Annotated in this window: 13 protein-coding genes; 4 read left to right on the forward strand and 9 right to left on the reverse strand. The window is 63.5% G+C overall.

The genetic code is table 11. The features are described 5' to 3' along the window. Nucleotides 1–17: 17 nt before the first annotated feature. From holA to ACR30Z_RS13425, 8 genes are all read right to left on the reverse strand, one after another. Nucleotides 18–1034: a DNA polymerase III subunit delta gene (gene holA, locus ACR30Z_RS13390; protein ID WP_144648357.1), complete on the reverse strand. Its 1017-nt coding sequence runs from the start codon at nucleotides 1032–1034 to the stop codon at nucleotides 18–20. Then, a complete protein-coding gene (locus ACR30Z_RS13395; protein WP_434373020.1) occupies nucleotides 947–2644 on the reverse strand; it encodes a ComEC/Rec2 family competence protein in 1698 nt (565 codons plus the stop codon). The genes holA and ACR30Z_RS13395 overlap by 88 nt, the downstream gene beginning before the upstream one ends. A 19-nt stretch (nucleotides 2645–2663) precedes the next feature. Next, the gene (locus tag ACR30Z_RS13400; RefSeq protein WP_434373022.1) at nucleotides 2664–3488 is read right to left on the reverse strand and encodes a helix-hairpin-helix domain-containing protein; all 825 of its coding nucleotides are present in this window, start codon (nucleotides 3486–3488) and stop codon (nucleotides 2664–2666) included. 73 nt (nucleotides 3489–3561) lie between these two features. Then, the gene (locus ACR30Z_RS13405; RefSeq protein ID WP_434373024.1) at nucleotides 3562–4545 is read right to left on the reverse strand and encodes a DegV family protein; all 984 of its coding nucleotides are present in this window, start codon (nucleotides 4543–4545) and stop codon (nucleotides 3562–3564) included. Nucleotides 4546–4604: 59 nt separating this feature from the next. After that, nucleotides 4605–7133 carry a leucine--tRNA ligase gene (gene leuS / locus ACR30Z_RS13410; RefSeq protein WP_434373026.1) on the reverse strand — a complete coding sequence of 843 codons (2529 nt, stop codon included), beginning with the start codon at nucleotides 7131–7133 and terminating at the stop codon, nucleotides 4605–4607. A gap of 292 nt (nucleotides 7134–7425) precedes the next feature. Continuing rightward, complete coding sequence (gene glpK / locus ACR30Z_RS13415) at nucleotides 7426–8940, reverse strand: glycerol kinase GlpK (protein ID WP_434373028.1); 1515 nt, start codon at nucleotides 8938–8940, stop codon at nucleotides 7426–7428. Nucleotides 8941–9007: 67 nt separating this feature from the next. Further along, nucleotides 9008–9760 (reverse strand): MIP/aquaporin family protein, encoded by a 753-nt coding sequence (locus tag ACR30Z_RS13420; protein ID WP_144648363.1) that lies wholly within the window; start codon nucleotides 9758–9760, stop codon nucleotides 9008–9010. Between the two features lie 171 nt (nucleotides 9761–9931). Continuing rightward, a complete protein-coding gene (locus ACR30Z_RS13425) occupies nucleotides 9932–11716 on the reverse strand; it encodes a glycerol-3-phosphate dehydrogenase/oxidase (RefSeq protein ID WP_144648364.1) in 1785 nt (594 codons plus the stop codon). A 122-nt stretch (nucleotides 11717–11838) separates the two neighbouring features. On the opposite strand from ACR30Z_RS13425, the gene ACR30Z_RS13430 reads away from it, so the two are divergent. From ACR30Z_RS13430 to ACR30Z_RS13445, 4 genes are read left to right on the forward strand one after another with little or no spacing between them, the layout of a single operon-like run. Next, nucleotides 11839–12801, forward strand: coding sequence for a sugar-binding transcriptional regulator (locus tag ACR30Z_RS13430; protein ID WP_144648365.1), 963 nt, complete (start codon nucleotides 11839–11841; stop codon nucleotides 12799–12801). A 34-nt stretch (nucleotides 12802–12835) separates the two neighbouring features. After that, complete coding sequence (locus tag ACR30Z_RS13435; RefSeq protein WP_434373029.1) at nucleotides 12836–13717, forward strand: aldo/keto reductase; 882 nt, start codon at nucleotides 12836–12838, stop codon at nucleotides 13715–13717. Nucleotides 13718–13728: 11 nt separating this feature from the next. Then, complete coding sequence (locus tag ACR30Z_RS13440; RefSeq protein ID WP_434373031.1) at nucleotides 13729–14673, forward strand: alpha/beta fold hydrolase; 945 nt, start codon at nucleotides 13729–13731, stop codon at nucleotides 14671–14673. After that, nucleotides 14670–15752 carry a glycosyltransferase family 4 protein gene (locus tag ACR30Z_RS13445; RefSeq protein WP_434373033.1) on the forward strand — a complete coding sequence of 361 codons (1083 nt, stop codon included), beginning with the start codon at nucleotides 14670–14672 and terminating at the stop codon, nucleotides 15750–15752. Before ACR30Z_RS13440 ends, ACR30Z_RS13445 begins: the two co-directional genes overlap by 4 nt. Before the next feature lie 7 nt (nucleotides 15753–15759). Here the strand turns inward: ACR30Z_RS13445 and ACR30Z_RS13450 are convergent, their stop codons facing one another. Then, the gene (locus tag ACR30Z_RS13450; protein ID WP_434373035.1) at nucleotides 15760–17853 is read right to left on the reverse strand and encodes a primosomal protein N'; all 2094 of its coding nucleotides are present in this window, start codon (nucleotides 17851–17853) and stop codon (nucleotides 15760–15762) included. Nucleotides 17854–17931: the final 78 nt, after the last annotated feature.

The raw sequence follows: 17931 nt of genomic DNA on the forward strand, positions 1-17931 counted from the left end.
AACCGGAAGCCGGAGCTTCAGCGTCGGCTGGCTGACGTTGCAATGACGGTGACCGCATGCTCCACGGCGTAGACAGGGTCCCGAGACTCACCCTTTACCTGGGCATCCGCTTCAGCGATGACCTGGATGGAGCGGATAAGCCCCTCAGGAGTCCATCGGCGGACGTCACGCTGGGCCTGCTCCACGAGCCAAGGCTGCATTCCCAGGTTTTTGGCAATGGTGGCCGAAGAGCCGTTGGCTCCAGCAACTTTTGCCAGGGTCCGGAGTTTCGCCGCCAGCGCCGCAACCAAAGGCACCGGATCAACACCGGTGGCGAGGGCATGCCTGAGGGTGGACAGTGCCACCGGTCCGTTGCCGGCCATGGCAGCATCGGCCACCTTGAATGCCGTGGCTTCGACCCGGCCACCGTAGTAGCGCTCCACGGTCTCTGCCGTCACAGCGGTGGTGGCGTCGGCGATGAGCTGACTGCAGGCGGCTGCAAGTTCCGAGAGGTTGGCGCCGACGGCGTTCACCAAGGCTTGGACCGCCTCGCCCTCAATGCGACGCCCTCCCGCCCTGAACTCTGAGACCACAAAGGCAGTCTTGTCGGAGTCTTTCTTCAGCGGCTGGCAATCAATGACGGGCCAACCCGCGGACTTCACGGCGTCGAGCAGCTTCTTGCCACGAACTCCCCCGGCGTGACGGAGAACAAGGACGACGTCCTGGTCCGGATGCTGCAGATAGGCCAACCCATCGGCCAGGAAGGCATCATTCATGGCCTCAAGGCCTTCGACCTCAATGAGCTTGCCCTCGCCGAAGAGTGACGGCGTGACGGTCATCGCCAGAGATCCGGTCTCGTAGGCAGCCGCGTTAAGCCGGCTCAGCTCGACATCAGGAGTGCTGGTCCGCACCTGGACGCGGATGCCATCCATGGCGCGGATACCAAGGTACTCTTCCGGGCCCATGATCAGGACGACGGCGGCCGGTGCCGCGTCCCGCCAGCTGACGGTGTTCGTCGCGACGCTCTTGGCCCGGGTGTTTTGGGCAGCAGCCACAGTTGGTTCCTTCCGGACGTTTCTTTGCAGGGTTCAAGTCTGCCATGCCTGCGCCATGCACCACGCTCCAAAAGCCCCACAACCGACCCATGCAGTGCCATGACGTAACGCACAACGCCAGCCGGGTGCAGCGACATCCAGACGGCCAGCAGAGTCACCAAGGATGAGAGCACCATGGCCACTATTCCCACAGGCCCTTCGGCCCATGGCAGCGCCGAACCCGGCAAGCCAGCGAACAACCTGGCCACGCCGGCAACCGCCGCTGCACATGCTCCCGCAACGGCGACGGGCGCGGCCGCCAGCCAGGAAGAAGCCGCGGCCAGAGGCACGGCGATCGTCCCAAGGATGGTCACCGGCGCCACGAACGGACCAGCCACCACGTTGGCGATGAGCGCGTATGGCGTGAATTGCGGCTGAAGAGCCACAATCACCGGTCCACACAGCAGTTGGGCCGACAACGGCACCGCGACCCCAGCGGCCAACCATCGGGGCACCCAAGCAGAGATCCACGACGCAATGCGAGTGGCAAGCAGCACAATTCCGAGCGTGGCCAGGACAGAAAGGACAAACCCCACGTTGGCCGCCATCCCCGGGTCCAGCAGCAGCAGAATCGCCGTGGCAAGGCAGAGGAAGGTCAAAGACCGCCCGCGCCGCCCACCCGTCACAGCAGCCAGGCCCACAGCCCCCATGACCGCAGCTCGTAGGACACTCGGGTCCGGTCCCACCATCATGACGAAGGACAACAGACCGCAGGCAGCGAAGACCCCGGCGGCCGGACGTACCAGACGAAAGGATCGCGCCAACAGTACAAAGCCACCCAGGATGAGGCTGCAATTGGCCCCCGAAACGGCGGTCAGGTGTGTCATTCCCGTGGTCCTCATGGCCGTTTCCAGGCTTTCCGGCAGCGAGCTGGTGTCCCCTGTCACCATTCCCGGAAGCAACCCGGCTGGGTCCGAAGGCAGCCAATCAGCAGCGGACACGAATCTCTTCCGCACGTCGGCCGAAGTTTGCCGGACATCGAACCCGGAGCCCGTTACAACAGGATCAGAGGAGGCGCTCAGAAGCGCAGCTTCGGATTGTCCCTCCCGCACCGGTTTCAGCGTTCCGGTTGTTCTGACGCTCTGCCCCGCACGCACGTCCTCCCAGCCGGAACCACCCGTCACAATGATGTCGGCGGATCCACGCACCACGCTTGCCCTGGACGTGAAATCAATCAGGCGTGCAGCCACCATCCACCGGTTCTCACCGGATTGGCCCGGCGAAGGGGCCGATGCGGGGCTGCCAGTGATGAGGAGGTGGATGACAACCCCGTCCCTGTCCTCTATCGCAGGGGCAAGAGGCCCGCTCTCACGCATGCCAGCGGTGATCCCACAGTGCACCGCCACAGCGGCTCCCAAGACGCAGGCAAGAGCGAGGGTGGCGAAGATCGTCCTGGCCCGCACTCCGGACGGTCCTCGGCGGCGCCCCAAAACCAGGAACGCCACGCCCATCACGATCAGCGTGACCGCTAAAGCTGCCGACCACGCTCCACTTATGAAGCCACCCGCCAAGGCAACGGACCACGTCACCAAGACAACAGGAACGAGCCGCAAGTCCAGGCGCTTTGCCATTTCCGAACCTCCAGGGGACTCACCCACCCTGCACCGTCACGAGGTCTTTCAGGGACTCCATGAGCTTGGGCCCAATCCCGTCTATGGCATCCAATTCATCCACCGATGCGAAGGGCCCGTGTTCTTTTCGCCAGTCCAGAATTCGCTGTGCTGTCACGGGTCCCACCCGGGGTAACGTCCCCAACTCTTCCAATGAGGCAGTGTTGATGTTGACTTTCGCGGCTCCTCCGCTGGAGTTGCCCGCACCGGCAGCACCGCCGGAAAGCGTGGGTGGATTGGACAGCTGGGCCTCTCCTACGACCGGAACGACGATTTTGACCCCGTCGCTGAGAACCTCCGCAAGGTTCAGACCGCCGAGTTCAGCGTTAGGGGCCGCACCCCCGGCGGCATCCATTGCTTGAAAGACGCGACTGCCCTGCGGCAGGGAAACGACGCCCGGCTTCCGCACGGCCCCAGCCACGTGGACAAGGAGCTTCCCTTCCCCCTCTGGGCCCCCTGGCTGCGGGGATTCTGACGGATCCGGTACACCCGGGCCGACCGACGTCAGGGAATCCAACGGCTCTGACGTTGGCTGGCCCAGTGAAGACTGCCACAAGTGCCACGCAATAAGACCTCCCGCTACGACGGCCAGAAGTACCGCCACCCGCCAAGGAGTTCGCCACCTGAGCCGGACACCGCGATCATTGGCGCCGGGATCTTCGTGGCCAACTGCGCCGGGCGCAGCGTCCTCTGGCAACTCCAACAGCGGAGAGGCACGGGTGTCCAAGGCCATTCGCGCGGCGAAGCGCTGCCGGACTGCCTCCGCTGCGGCATCTGGGGACGCATCCCGGCTCAGGCGTGGCATGCAACGAGCCTATGGCTGCCACCACGGCCCCGTCGCGGGCGCGGTGCCCTATGTGGATAAGACGGCCCCCGGGTCAGCCTGTTGGCGTACTGCTCTCCCCCACAATGACAGCGAGTACCCCCAAGCCGGCATGTGCCGCCAGGACGGCCGGAAGCGCACTGATTTGCGGCGCCGGACAGTCAGGGCACATTTCGTTGAGGCGGGCAGCCAAGGCCTCGGCCTCCAGTTGGTTGCCAAAATGGTGAACCGCCAACCGTTGCTGGCCAACTGGGCGGGAGGCCACATCCGCTGCCACGATCTCCTCGAGACGGGCAACCGCGCGCACAGCGGAACGGACCTTCTCCAGCGGAACGATCTTGCCGCCGTCGACCGCCAGGATGGGCTTGATGGCAAGGACTGTCCCCAACAGCGACGCGGCGGCACCGATGCGCCCACCACGCCGCAGCTGCTCCAGGCTGGGCACGTAGAAGTAGACCTTGGTCCGCTCCATGCGCCGCTCGGCGAAGCCTCGGACCTCTGCCGCCTCCTGGCCATCGGCCGCGGCCACCACGGCACTCTGGACACCCATCCCTTGCGCCATGCCGACCGTGCGGGAGTCCACGACTTCCACGGGAATCGTCACGCGGGCCGCGGCCAACCTGGCGGCATCAGCGGTTCCCGAGAGCTCGGACGAAATGTGAATGGAGACCACGGACTCAAAACCGTGGCGCTGGGCGGCGAGATAGGCCTGTTCGAACTGCCCGGGCGAAGGCCGGGACGTCTTCACCGAAGCTCCGGAGGCCAGGGCCAGGGCCAAGGTCTGGGTGATGTCGTCTTCGCCCTCGCCGTAGATTTCGCTCCCGACCATGACTGGCATGGGAACAACCGCGAGGCGCCCATCGGCGGTGAAAGCCGATACCCAGTCGGCCGGTAAAGCGGCCGCCGAATCGGTAACAACCGCGGTTCTGACGACGGCGGCCAGCGGCTCGTCAGCGACAGGAACCGGGGCAGTAGGCTGCCGGAGGCGCGCCACTCTTTCTTTGAGCCATATCCATGCGGGTGGTTCTCGCTCAGGCACGCGACCTCCAAAGATGATGGCTGGCCGCCGGCACAGTGCCGGCGGCCACGCTGTCCCTGCTAGGCAGGAACGATGTTCACCAGTTTAGGTGCACGCACGATCACGGTACGGATGCCGCGGCCGTCCAGGGCACGCTGAACGTTTTCGGAGGCCAGGGCGAGTTCACGCAGCTCGTCCTCAGCGATGTTGGGCGAAACCTCCAGACGGTCGCGCACCTTGCCTTGGACCTGAACCACAGCGGTGACGGTATCCTGCACCAGGAGTGCTTCGTCGTGCTTCGGCCAACCGGCGTTTGCCACTGATGCGGGATGGCCCAACGTGTTCCAGAGGTCCTCGGCGGTGTAGGGCGCGAACAGGCTCAGGATGACCGCAACTGCCTCCACTGCTTCGCGAACGGCCGGATCTGCGGCTCCAGCACCCGAATCGATGGTCTTGCGGGTTGAGTTGACCAGCTCCATGAGGCGGGCCACCACAACGTTGAACTTGTTGTTGTCCAACAGGTCGGCGGCGTCGGCAATGGTCTTGTGGGTAACCGTACGCAGCGCGCGGTCGCCGGTGGCAGGATCGACGCCCGGTTCGCTGCTGACGTCCTGGCCGAGGCGCCACGCACGGGCCAGGAACTTGGCCGAACCCGACGGCGAGACATCCGCCCAGTCGACGTCGTCTTCCGGCGGGGAGGCGAAGACCATGGTGAGGCGGACGGCGTCGACACCGAACTTGTCCAACTGCTCGCCCAGGTCCACACCGTTGCCGAGGGACTTGCTCATGGCTTTGCCGCCGTTGAGCACTTGCCCCTGGTTGAGCAGCGCGGAGAACGGTTCGTTGGCTTCGATCAGGCCGATGTCCTTGATCACCTTGGTGAAGAAGCGCGCGTAGAGCAAGTGCAGGATGGCGTGCTCAACGCCACCAACGTACTGGCCCACCGGCATCCAGTTGTTGATCTTTTCGGGATCGAACGGGCCCTCGGTGTAGTCCGGGGACACGAAGCGCAGGAAGTACCAGGACGAATCCACGAAGGTATCCATGGTGTCGGTGTCGCGCTGGGCGGCCCGGCCACAATTGGGGCACTCAACGTTGACCCACTCGACGGCGGCGGCCAGCGGGGAGGTTCCCTTCGGGGACAACGCTTCCCCACGCAGGTTATCGGGCAGCCTGACGGGCAGCTGGTCATCGGGGACGGGGACCTCGCCGCATTCACCGCAGTGGATGATGGGGATGGGCGTACCCCAGAAGCGCTGGCGGCTCAGGAGCCAGTCACGCAGCCGGAAGTTCACGAACTTCTCGCCCGTTCCAAGCTTTTCCAGAATCTCGATCGCGGCCGGAATTCCTTCGGATTTGGACAGGCCGTCCAATTCGCCGGAGTTCTTGAGGGTGCCTTCACCCGCAGTGGCTACACCCGTCTGTGCGGGGTCCTCGTCGCCGGTCTCCAAAACTGCGCGGACAGGCAGGTTGAAGGCCTTGGCGAAGTCGAGGTCGCGCTGGTCGTGCGCGGGTACGGCCATGATCGCGCCCGTGCCGTAGTCAGCCAGCACGTAGTCGGCGGCCCAAACGGGCAGCTTTTCACCGTTCAGCGGGTTGATGGCGTAGCGACCGGTGAAGACGCCGGTCTTTTCGCGTTCGGTGGACTGCCGCTCGATTTCGGAGAGGGCCTTGACCTTCTCGCGGTAGGCCATGAGTTCGTCGTGCTGTTCCGGAGCCACAAGATCCAGTGCCAAATGCGCATCAGCTGCAACAACAAAGAACGTTGCACCATAAAGTGTGTCCGGGCGCGTGGTGAACACGGTGACTTCGCGCTCGGCTCGGTCTTCCGTGGCTTCGATGACGAAACGCACGTGGGCGCCTTCCGAACGTCCGATCCAGTTGCGCTGCATGGCCAGGACACGCTCAGGCCAGTGACCCTGGAGCTGGTCCATGTCCTCGAGCAGGCGGTCGGCGTAGTCGGTGATCTTGAAGTACCACTGGTTCAGGGACTTCTTGGTGACAGGCGTGCCGCAGCGCTCACAGGCACCGTTAACAACCTGCTCGTTCGCCAACACAGTAAGGTCCTTCGGGCACCAGTTGACCGGCGAGTCTTTGCGGTAGGCCAGGCCACGCTCGTAGAAGCGCTTGAAGAGCCACTGGGTCCACCGGTAGTACTCGGGGTCGGAGGTGTGGAGGCGGCGGGACCAGTCGGCAGAGATTGCGTATCGCTTGAACGACGCCGCCTGGGTGTCGATGTTCGCGTAGGTCCACTCGCTGGGGTGGGCGTTGCGCTTGATGGCAGCATTCTCGGCGGGCAGGCCGAAGGAGTCCCAGCCGATGGGGTGAAGGACGTCGAAGCCCTTCTGCCGCAGGTAGCGAGCCACGACGTCGCCCATCGCGAACGCTTCGGCGTGGCCCATGTGAAGGTCGCCTGAAGGGTAAGGGAACATGTCCAGCACGTAGCGGCGTTCCCGCGAACCGTCGTCGGCAGGCGTGAAGACCTTGAGGTCTTCCCAGACCTGCGGCCACTTGGCCTCCATCGCAGCGAAGCTGTAGACGCCTTCTTCAGGCGCTTCGGCTGCGGCTGTCTGTGCTGTTCCGGTCTCTGTCTCCGGCTTAACGCTCACTGCTGCCCTCTTCTGTTCTTCGATGGCGGTTTTGCCTCCTGCAGGCGTCCCGGATACCCCCGGACACACAAAAGCCCCTCGACAACGGAGGGGCGGCCGCACGGCTGTTGAAAGCCGGGCGGCTAGCTAAGCAGAAGGATCGCACGCATACCAATACCTTACCCCACCAAACCGGCGGGCTGGGTGCAAGACGTCCGTACGCCGAAAGAGGTTCCGGGGACTCCGCGCCATGGTGTGGTGGGCACCGCGAAGCGGGCGGGCGGGAGTCCCCGGAACCTCTGCCGAGGGAAGGCTACTTAACGTCCTCGTCGACCCAGTCCATGGACTTGGTGACTGCCTTCTTCCAGAGCCGCAGCTGACGCTCCTGCTCCTCTGCCGGCAACTGCGGCTCCCAGCGCTTATCCTCGCCCCAGTTGGCGCTGAGTTCGCCCAGGTCCTTCCAGAAGCCGACCGCCAGGCCAGCGGCATAGGCAGCACCGAGGGCCGTGGTTTCGACGACCTTCGGACGGACTACTGGTACGCCAAGGATGTCTGCCTGGAACTGCATGAGTGCCTCATTGGCGACCATCCCGCCGTCGACCTTCAGCTCGGTGAGCGGAACGCCCGAGTCAGCATTGACGGCGTCGAGTACCTCGCGGGTTTGGAAGGCCGTGGCCTCCAAAGCAGCGCGGGCGATGTGGCCCTTATTGGCGAACCGGGTAAGGCCCACGATGGCGCCGCGTGCGTCTGCCCGCCAGTAGGGTGCGAAGAGACCGGAGAAGGCGGGGACGATATACACGCCACCGTTGTCCTTCACCGCAGCGGCCAGTTCCTCGACCTCCGGTGCGGAACTGATCATTCCGAGGTTGTCGCGAAGCCACTGGATCAGTGAACCGGTGACGGCAATGGACCCTTCAAGGGCGTAGTGCGGCCTGGCGTCGCCCAGTTTGTATCCCAGCGTGGTGAGGAGGCCGTTCTTGGAGTGGACAATTTCCTCGCCCGTGTTGAAGATCAGGAAGCAACCCGTGCCATAGGTGTTCTTGGCTTCACCGGCTTGGAATGCGGCCTGGCCGAAGGTTGCCGCCTGCTGGTCGCCGAGGATGCCTGCCACGGGGGTCTCGCGCAGCAGCTGCGAGGTGTGGACCTGGCCGTAGACCTCGGAGGAGGACTTGATGGTGGGCATCATGGACGCCGGAACTCCGAAGATGTCCAGGATTTCCTGGTCCCACTGCAGGGTCTCGAGGTCCATGAACAGGGTCCGGGAAGCATTGGTGACATCCGTGACGTGCACGCCGCCATCCACGCCGCCGGTCAGGTTCCACAGGACCCAGGCGTCGGTGTTGCCGAACAGGAGGTCGCCGGCCTCAGCACGTTCGCGGGCGCCTTCCACGTTGTCCAGGATCCACTTGATCTTGGTGCCGGAGAAGTAGGTGGCCAGCGGAAGGCCCACCTTCTGCTTGAAGCGCTCTGGTCCCCCGTCCTGCGCCAGCTCGTCAACGATCGACTGGGTGCGGGTGTCCTGCCAAACGATGGCGTTGTAAACGGCCTCGCCGGTGTTCTTGTCCCAGACAACAGCCGTTTCACGCTGGTTGGTGATACCGACGGCGGCGATGTCGTGCCGTGTCAGGTTCGCCTTCGACAGGGCCGAGCCGATGACCTCCCGGGTGTTGTTCCAGATTTCGGCGGGGTTGTGCTCCACCCATCCTGCCTGCGGGAAGATCTGCTCGTGTTCCATCTGGCCCGTGGACACAATGTTGCCCGAGTGGTCGAACACGATGGCACGGGAGCTGGTGGTGCCCTGATCGATGGCGATGACGTATTGATTCATGGTGACGTCCTTGTCTGTTGTTAGCTACTCAATGGTGTTGACGGTGTGCGGGTGGGTACGTACGGGATTAGCCGGCCAGTGCAGGCATGATGTCCGGGACCCAGATGGCCACGAGGCCTGCGAGGGCGCCGCCAACGAGCGGTCCCACGACAGGGATCCAGGAGTAGGCCCAGTCGCTGGCGCCCTTGCCCTTGATGGGCAGGACAGCGTGTGCAATACGCGGGCCGAGGTCACGGGCAGGGTTGATGGCGTAACCGGTGGGACCACCGAGCGATACGCCAATACCGACAACCAGCAGGGCAACCGCAAGCGGGCCGAGGCCGGAGGGAGTGCCGCCGAAGGTCAGGATGACGAAGACCAGGACGAACGTGCCAATGATTTCGGTGATCAGGTTCCACGGGGTGGAGCGGATAGCCGGTCCGGTGGAGAAGGTACCCAGCTTGTTGGCTGCCAGGGGCTCTTCATCGAAGTGCTGCTTGTAAGCGAGCCAGCAGACAACGGCGCCGAGGAAGGCACCCAGGAGTTCGCCACCGAAGTAGGTCAACGTCGAGCCGAAAGTAACGGCCACGTCCGGGGCGTACTCACCTTTTCCGTTGACCAGCAGGCCCAGGGTGACAGCCGGGTTCAGGTGCGCACCGGACTTTGCGGCCACGAAAACGCCCGCGAAGACCGCAATACCCCAGCCCCACGTCACCATCAAGAATCCACCGTTGTTGCCCTTGGTGCCTTTGAGCGCAACGTTTGCCACGACGCCACAACCCAGCAGGGTCAGCATCATGGTTCCGAATACTTCGGAAAGGAAAACAATTCCAAGAGACATCTTTGACTCCTCATTTTTCTGTTGTCAGCCCCCTCGCGGGTGAAGAGGCCGTTGGGACGGTTCCGTTGTCTCCGAAACCGTCCCGGTGTGGTGGTCCCCTGGCGGGCCCACCTACCCCATTCCGTCCCTACCGCACGCTGGGACGGTCAAGCTGTTTTCCGCTGCTTGGTGTCAGGCTACGAGACTGTGCACGTCAACCTTGTGGAACCGCTGCAGTACTTCCTGGGCGTGGCGGATTTCTGCTTCACGGGCAGCAGCATCCCAACCGAGGGGTTCGGCCAAGGCAGCGGCGATCTCGTTCAGCAGCTCACCGGTAACCAGGCCGCGGAACGCGAGTGACGTCCTGCGGATGAGGACATCCACCAGGTGCCCGATCTGCTCGTGCTCGGCCATGAATGCCAACTCCCGGACACTCAGTTCGCGGGTGGAACGCAGCGGCGCGTCGTGTCCGGCCTTGAGATAATCGATGACGGCGTCTGCGCGTGTTCCGTACCGGGTCAGCAGGACGGCTACGCGGTCGGCGTCAAGTCCGGGTCCCATGTGCTTCTTGATCCATTCCTGTTCGCCCTGTTCGGTGGAAGGGAAACCGGCACCCCCGCCAATGGCGAGTTTCGCCGTCGAGACTTTGCGTTCCATGCCCAGTTCGCGGAGGACGTCGTTGGTCATGTGTTCGGCCAGGGCGCGGAAGGTGGTCCACTTGCCGCCCACCAAGCTGAGGACGACGGCGGCCTTGCCGCCTGGCGTTGCGACGGCATCGCTGCCGGTGCGGACGCTGCGTTCAATCCGGTAGTCCCGTGAGACGAAGCCTGGCTGCGTTTCGTCGTGACGCGGCAGGGGACGGACACCGGCGAAGCTGTAGACGATTTGTTCGCGCTCCACCTTGATGGTGGGGAACACGTGGCCCACCAGGTCAAAGAAGTAGTCGATTTCTTCGTCCGTGCACACGGCATCTTCCGACATGTCCGCGTCCACGTCCGTGGTGCCGACCAGTACACGGTCGCCCATGGGGTAAATCAGGACGATACGGCCATCGGTGTGCTCGAAGAAGATTTCCCGGCCGTTGCACGCGGCCAGAAGCTCAGGGTGGTCCAGGACGATGTGCGATCCCTTGGTACCGCCCATGAACTTGCTGACGGCGCCCATGGCCTGGTTGGTGAGGTCCACCCAGGCGCCGGTGGTGTTGACAATAACGTCGGCCTGGAACTCGAATTCCTTGCCGGTCAGTTCATCGCGCAGCAGGACTCCGTCCGAACCCATGGAGACGAGCGAAACGTAGTTGCTGGCACGGGCACTTCCTCCCGGGAGGCCGCCGCCACGGCCCGCCTTCTCACCATCCTGCAGCACGTCGAGGGTCAGGCGTTCCGGGTTGTGAACGGAAGCATCGAAGTAGGTTGCGGCGTACTTGATTCCGGAGTGCAGTTTGGGAAGCTCGGCCAAGGCCTTGGTCCGCCCACGGAACTGGTGGCGCGGGACGCTGCCGCCGTCACGGGAGAAGAAGTCGTACATGCTCAGGCCGACCTTGATGAGGAACGCGCCGCGTTCCTTGGGCTTGCCCTGTTTGTGGGTGAGGAAGCGCATGGGCGCCGAGAGGATGCCGGAGAACGTGCTGAAGATCGGGATGGTGGTCTGTAGCGGCTTGACGTAGTGCGGAGCGATGCGCAGGAGCCGGTTACGCTCAACCACGGATTCCTGGACCAGGCGGAACTCGCCGTTTTCGAGGTAGCGGATGCCGCCGTGGATCATGTGGGACGAGGCACCGCTGGCACCCTGGCAGTAGTCACCGCGTTCGACAAGCGCAACGTCGACGCCCTGGAGAGCCAGGTCGCGGAACGTTCCCACACCATTGATTCCACCGCCGATGATGAGCACCTTCGCCGAGGGCCGCTCCTGCAGCGCAACGACGGAGTCGCGCTGCTGTGCGTGCTGTGAGGTACCGGAAATCCTGTTGTGTCCCAAAACTGCTCCCTTGGGCTTGGTTCGTGCGCCGCGCCACTCGCTGCTGCACCGTTCACCACTAATCTTGCGAAGGTGGAAAATGGAGTCAAGCTATTTGCACAAACGTGCAGTAAGGAAATGAGATGGGACGATCACGTCACTCGGATGCGCTCCGGGCTGCACAGATGTATTACCTGCAGGACTTGACCATGGATGCTATTGCCCGGGAGCTGCGAACGTCGCGATCCACAGTGTCCCGGCTCCTGTCGTCAGCCCGGGAAACAGGCCTGGTGCAGGTCCAGATACGCAGCCCGTTCGATACCGGCCCTGAGCTGGAGAGCCAGATTCGAACCCAGTACGGCGTCGATGTCCACGTGGTGCCGGTCTTGGACACACTCAACGAAGCGGAGACGCTGGACCGCGTGGCCATGCAGGCAGCGCGAACTATTGGGCCGCTGGTGGACTCGAATGCCATCATCGGCGTCGCGTGGGGCGCCACGCTCAGCGCTGTCAGCCGACACCTCACCCGTAAGGTGACCCACGACAGCATCGTGGTTCAACTCAACGGCGCCGGAAACATGCAAACCACCGGCATTACCTATGCCAGCGACATCATGCGCCGTTTCGGCAGCGCCTACGGAGCACGGGTGGAGCAATTCCCGGTTCCGGCCTTTTTTGACCACGCCGCCACCAAAACGGCGATGTGGAATGAGCGCAGCGTTCAACGCATCCTTGACCTGCAGGACCGCATGAGCATCGCCATCTTCGGGGTGGGATCGGTCGATTCGGACTACCCCAGCCACGTTTATGCCGGCGGTTACCTCGATGAACACGACCTCACTGTGTTGGCTGCCGACGACGTGGTGGGCGACGTCGCCACCGTCTTCTTCCGGAGCGATGGGTCCTCGGACGGCATCACCCTCAACGAACGATCCACTGGCCCCAGCCATGAACAACTGCGGCAGGTCAGGCGACGGATCTGCGTGGTGTCCGGTGCCTCCAAGATCAACGGACTCCAGGGAGCCCTGGCTGCCGGACTGGCCACGGACCTCATTTTGGACGAAGCCTCGGCACGACGCCTGGTCAGTTTCAATGGCCACTCCTGAAGCATTCGTGCAGGGAATGGGTAGAGTCGTTGCTATGAGATTCCCAGCCCGGCTGACATTGAACAACGGCGTCCACATGGATCGTTTGGGATACGGACTCTATAAGGTGCCGCCCAAGGACGCCGAAGCATTAGTCGCCACAGCCCTGGGCGAAGGCTACCGACGCTTCGACACAGCAGCGATGTACGGCAACGAAGTGGGCGTTGGGCGTGCCCTCGGTGGTGCCGTGGGCGATGCCGCGCAAGCCAACCGTGACACAGGTGGTTCCGGGGAATCCGTGCACACCCTTTCGCGTGAGGACCTTTTTGTCACTACCAAGGTTTGGAACGACGACCATGGCTACGATTCCACCCTTCGGGCATTCGATACCTCCATCTCGAATCTTGGACTCGACTACGTGGATCTCTATCTCATTCACTGGCCCTGCGCCGGCCGGGGCCTGTTTGCCGAAACGTACAAGGCCATGGAGACGCTCTACCGTGAAGGCAAAGTGCGGGCTATTGGGGTTTCCAATTTCCAACCCGGACACCTTGAGGAGCTGATGCAGAAGGCCGAAGTTGTCCCTGCGGTAAACCAGATCGAGCTGCACCCGTGGCTGCAGCAAACCAGGCTTCGAACATTGCACGGACAGTTGGGCATAGCCACTGAGGCATGGAGCCCCCTCGGCCGCGGGCACGTCCTGGCCGACCCCGCCATCGTTGCCCTCGCCGAGAAGCATGGCAGGACTCCCGCGCAGGTCATTCTTCGCTGGCACCTCCAGTTGGGAAACCTTGTCATCCCCAAAGCGAGTTCGGCGGGACGGATCAAAGAGAACTTTGCCGTCTTCGATTTTGACCTGGACGCCTCTGACATGGACGGCATGGCAGGACTCGAACGACACCATCGAACCGGGTCCCACCCGGACAACGTGAACTAGGAAACAGCCGTATGGAAAAAGTGGACACCGCGCACTCCCCTGACGGCGCGCAGGCGCCCCATCAATTCTTCAGTGAGTCCCTGCCGGGGCGGACTGTGGCCGCGGACATCGACGTGGACGGCAGCACCGTGGCGTATTGGACGTACGAACCGGTTAACGTCGCCCCAACAACCCGTACCATCCTGGTCATCCACGGCTTCCGCGGCGACCACCACGGATTACTGCGCGTGGCGGACCAGCTTCCGGAAATGCGGATCATCATGCCGGACCTGCCGGCCTTTGGAAGCTCGGATCCGTTCGTTGATGACGAGCACACTGTTGAACGCTACGGTCGGTTTATCTCCAGCTTCATGGCGGCGCTGGGTTTGGGTCCCAAGACCGTCCTGCTGGGCCACTCCTTCGGTTCGATCGTGACCAGCCACTTTGCGGCCGCGCATCCACGGGCAATCTACCCCTTGATCCTGATCAACCCCATTGCCGCCCCGGCTCTGGAAGGTCCCAAGGGAATCATGACCAAACTTGCCGTGCTGTATTACCAGGCCTCCGCCAAACTTCCCCGTCGCGTGGGACTCGCAGTCCTCCGAAACCGTGCGATCGTCCGGGTCATGAGCATCACCATGGCCAAGACCAAGGACAAAGCCCTGCGCCGTTTCATCCACGGCCAGCATGACGCCTACTTCAGCGCGTTCTCGGACCGGAAGAGCCTGCTTGAATCCTTCAAAGCCTCAGTCTCGGGCAACGTGGCCGACGTCGCCGAACAACTGACCCTTCCCGTGCTCCTCATTGCCGGGGAAAAGGATGAGATCGCCACGCTTCCCAACCAGCACAAACTCATGGAGCGCCTGCCGGACGCGACGCTGGAAGTCATCCCCGGCGTCGGGCACTTAATCCACTACGAAACGCCGGTCCCGGCGGCAGCAGCCATCCGCACCTTCCTGGAGGAACACCCCGCGTGAAAATTGTCATCGACGCCCGCTTTACCAGGACGGACCACCACGATGGCATCAGCCGCTACGGTTCAAGCCTCATAGCCGCAACATCCAAGATCGCCGACGTCACCATGCTGATCAGCGACAAGCGCCAGCTTGCCCTGCTCCCGGACGTCCCGTACGTGTTGGTCAACAGCCCGCTGTCCCCACTGGAGCTGTTCGTGGCCCGCAAGGTCAACCCCCTTGGTGCCGACGTGGTGGTGTGTCCGATGCAGACCATGGGTACCCTCGGACGCCGGTACGGTCTGATCCTCACTCTCCACGACCTCATTTACTACGAACACCCGACGCCTCCGGGCTTCCTGCCCGCTCCCGTGCGCCTGCTGTGGCGGCTTTATCACAAGGCATTCTGGCCGCAACGGCTCCTGTTGAACCGCGCGGACATTGTGGCCACCATCAGCCGAACCACGGAAGCCTTGATGGCGAAGTACCAGCTGACCGAACGTCCCGTGCGGATAGTGGGCAACGCTCCCCAGCCTGGTCAAACACCCCGTGATCCCGGCGCCGGCGCCGACAAGACCCTGCTTTACATGGGTTCGTTCATGCCATACAAGAACGTGGAAACCATGATCCGGGGCATGGCCGGGCTGCAGGATTACACGCTCCATCTGCTCAGCAGGATCACGCCGCAGCGCAAGACGGAATTGGAAGCGATGGTTCCTGAAGGAGCCAAGGTCCAGTTCCACAACGGCGTCACTGATGCGCAGTACGACGAACTCCTGGTCAGGGCCACCGCGCTGATCAGCCTTTCCCGTGCAGAAGGGTACGGGCTGCCGCTGGTGGAGGCCATGGCACTGGGGACCCCTGTGATTGCCAGCGACATCCCAATCTTCCGTGAAGTGGGCGGAGACTCCGTCAGTTACGTGGACCCGGAGTCACACACGGAATTCGCGGCTGCTGTGACAGCGCTCGGCGATGACACCCTGTGGCAGCAGCGCTCCCGCAGGTCAGTGGAACGCGCGTCAGAGTTCAACTGGGACGAGTCTGCACGGCAGCTTCTTGCTGCGGCTGAGGAAGTCGTCGCCTTGCGTCGGAGGAAGCCGTAGCGCCGGACTAGAGGACATCCACGCCGTCGAGGCGTAGCTGCACCGGCCCTGACGTGCGTTTGGCAGCACTCGCGGCCTTCACAGCCCGCATGGCACGAGTGGTCTCGGCGGCGTCGGCATAGGGAATGAAGTAAAGCGTCCTGACATCGGCGTCCGCCTCGCCGACGGCCGAGGCGGACGTGTACAGCTGCACGGGAGCCGGCCCCGCACTGCGGAGTTTCGTGCCGGACGCCAGCGACGAGCCGGCCTCGAACGCTTCAGCGAACAGCGCGACGTCGGCTCTCGAGCCGGTCACGGATGCCACCCGGACCGCTGGGGGCAGCTGCAGTTCCTTCCGCAAAGCCAGCTCCCGCGATGCGTAGCCAGGGGCGTCCCACCGCAGCAGTGCTCCCGTAGCGGCGGTATCGTCCGCAGTGATCACCACGAGGCCGCCGTCCCTGGCGGACTTGACGAGGGAAGCAGCGTTGAACCAGCGGCGTACAGTGTCCTCCCCGGCCCGCAGGTTCTCCCGCCGCAGAAGTGAATTGCCGTCCAACAGCAAAGCCGCAGCGTAGCCATTGGGCGCCACAGGCTCTGCTCCGACCGTGGCCACCACCAGGGCAGGAACATCAGGCACCATGGCTTTGATGTGCTCACCGGAAGAGGTCACTACCGTCTTGCCCGGGAAGGCCCGTCCGAGTTCTTCCGCGGTCCGCATGACTCCCGCAGCTCCCCTGCGAAGCCTGGTGCCGCTGCAGTGGCTGCAACGCCATTGCGGAGCCGGCGTGGAGCACCAGCGGCAAGCCGGCATGGCCGAGCTGCTGGAGACGGCCAACGGTCCTTGGCAGGCGTTGCAACGGGCCAATTCACGGCATGACTCACAGACCAAGGAGGGCGCATATCCGGCCCGGGCCACCTGCACCAGGACCGGGCCGCGTTCCAGGCCGTCCTTGGCTGCCCGCCAGGCCGCACCAGGCAACCGGGCTATACGGGCCAGGGGGTCCCGTTCCTGTTCAAAGCTGTCGGCCGTGTTGAGGACACGGGGCACAGTTGAGCGGACAGTGGGACGCGGCGCTTCTATGGGCGCCGCCCACTGCATTTCAACGAGACGTTGTAGTTCGGTGCTGCGGCTATGGGAAGCCATCAGGCACGCGGCATTCTGCTGTTCGGAGCGGAGCAGCAATACCTCACGGGCGTGCGCGTAGGGCGCGCGTTGCTCAATGTGGAGGTCGTCGCCATCATCCCAGCACACCACCAGGCCAAGATCCTTGACGGGCGCGTAGGCGGCTGAGCGAGTGCCAATAGCCACTCCGGCGGCACCGCTCAAAAGCCGCAGGAAGTTCCTGTAGCGCGGAGTCGGGCCATCGTCCGCAGTGAGCCGGGCAACGTCGGAAAGCGGCAGGACTTTGGCCAGTGCCGCTTCCAGCTGCTCGAGGTCTCGATAATCAGGCACCACCACCACCGCGCCGCGTCCAGAGGACCGGACGGTGGCAACAGCTGAAGCGACGAGGGCAGGCCAACCCCCAGGGCCGAAACCTTGAAGGGCCGTGAGGACGGCCTTGGGCGAACCGCCACTGGCAAGGTGCTGCAGATAGGACGCACCGTTGGAGTACGCCGCCCAAGCCTGGCCATCAGTGAACGGCTTCAAGTCCCCCACGTCGGCAGTGACATCACCGGCCAATAGTTCCTTCTCCACTTTGGCAACCCGGGGAGGAACAGCCGTCCGAAGAACATCGCTGAGCGTACCGGCGTACCGGGCAGCGACCGTGCCGGCCAACTCCGAGATGGCAGGAGTCAGGACAGCAACCGGGGACACCACTTTGTGCAAAGCCGTCAGCGGGTGGGCTGAATCCGACTCAGCGAGCCGCTCGGTGATGAAACCGTTCAGCTCCTGGCCGTTGAACTTGACCTTAACCCGGACGCCGGGAGCCGCTGCCTCAGCGAGTTCGGCGGGAACGCTGTAGTCAAAGGGCCTGTCCAAGTGGGGAACGGACGACTCCAGCACCACGCGGGCAACGGGTTTGTCTTCCGCCAGCGGTGGTCCGTTGACGGGCAAACGTTCCGGAAAGCCTTGCAGCAGCGAGGGTTGAAGCAATGAAGGCTGGGTCTCGTGTCCTGCCATGCTTAAACCTCCAACTCACCGCTAGGTATTATCTGCGCACTTCAACAACTGCGCACTTCAACAACTGAGCACTTCAAT

The organism is Paenarthrobacter sp. FR1 (genome assembly GCF_051106045.1).
Lineage (GTDB): Bacteria > Actinomycetota > Actinomycetes > Actinomycetales > Micrococcaceae > Arthrobacter > Arthrobacter nitroguajacolicus_A.

Coding starts and splice junctions, on each gene's coding strand:
- ACR30Z_RS13395 (WP_434373020.1), bottom strand. CDS start 2,644: ATGGCAAAGCGCCTGGACTTGCGGCTCGTTCCTGTTGTCTTGGTGACG.
- ACR30Z_RS13400 (WP_434373022.1), bottom strand. CDS start 3,488: ATGCCACGCCTGAGCCGGGATGCGTCCCCAGATGCCGCAGCGGAGGCA.
- glpK (WP_434373028.1), bottom strand. CDS start 8,940: ATGAATCAATACGTCATCGCCATCGATCAGGGCACCACCAGCTCCCGT.
- ACR30Z_RS13420 (WP_144648363.1), bottom strand. CDS start 9,760: ATGTCTCTTGGAATTGTTTTCCTTTCCGAAGTATTCGGAACCATGATG.
- ACR30Z_RS13430 (WP_144648365.1), top strand. CDS start 11,839: ATGGGACGATCACGTCACTCGGATGCGCTCCGGGCTGCACAGATGTAT.
- ACR30Z_RS13435 (WP_434373029.1), top strand. CDS start 12,836: ATGAGATTCCCAGCCCGGCTGACATTGAACAACGGCGTCCACATGGAT.
- ACR30Z_RS13440 (WP_434373031.1), top strand. CDS start 13,729: ATGGAAAAAGTGGACACCGCGCACTCCCCTGACGGCGCGCAGGCGCCC.
- ACR30Z_RS13450 (WP_434373035.1), bottom strand. CDS start 17,853: ATGGCAGGACACGAGACCCAGCCTTCATTGCTTCAACCCTCGCTGCTG.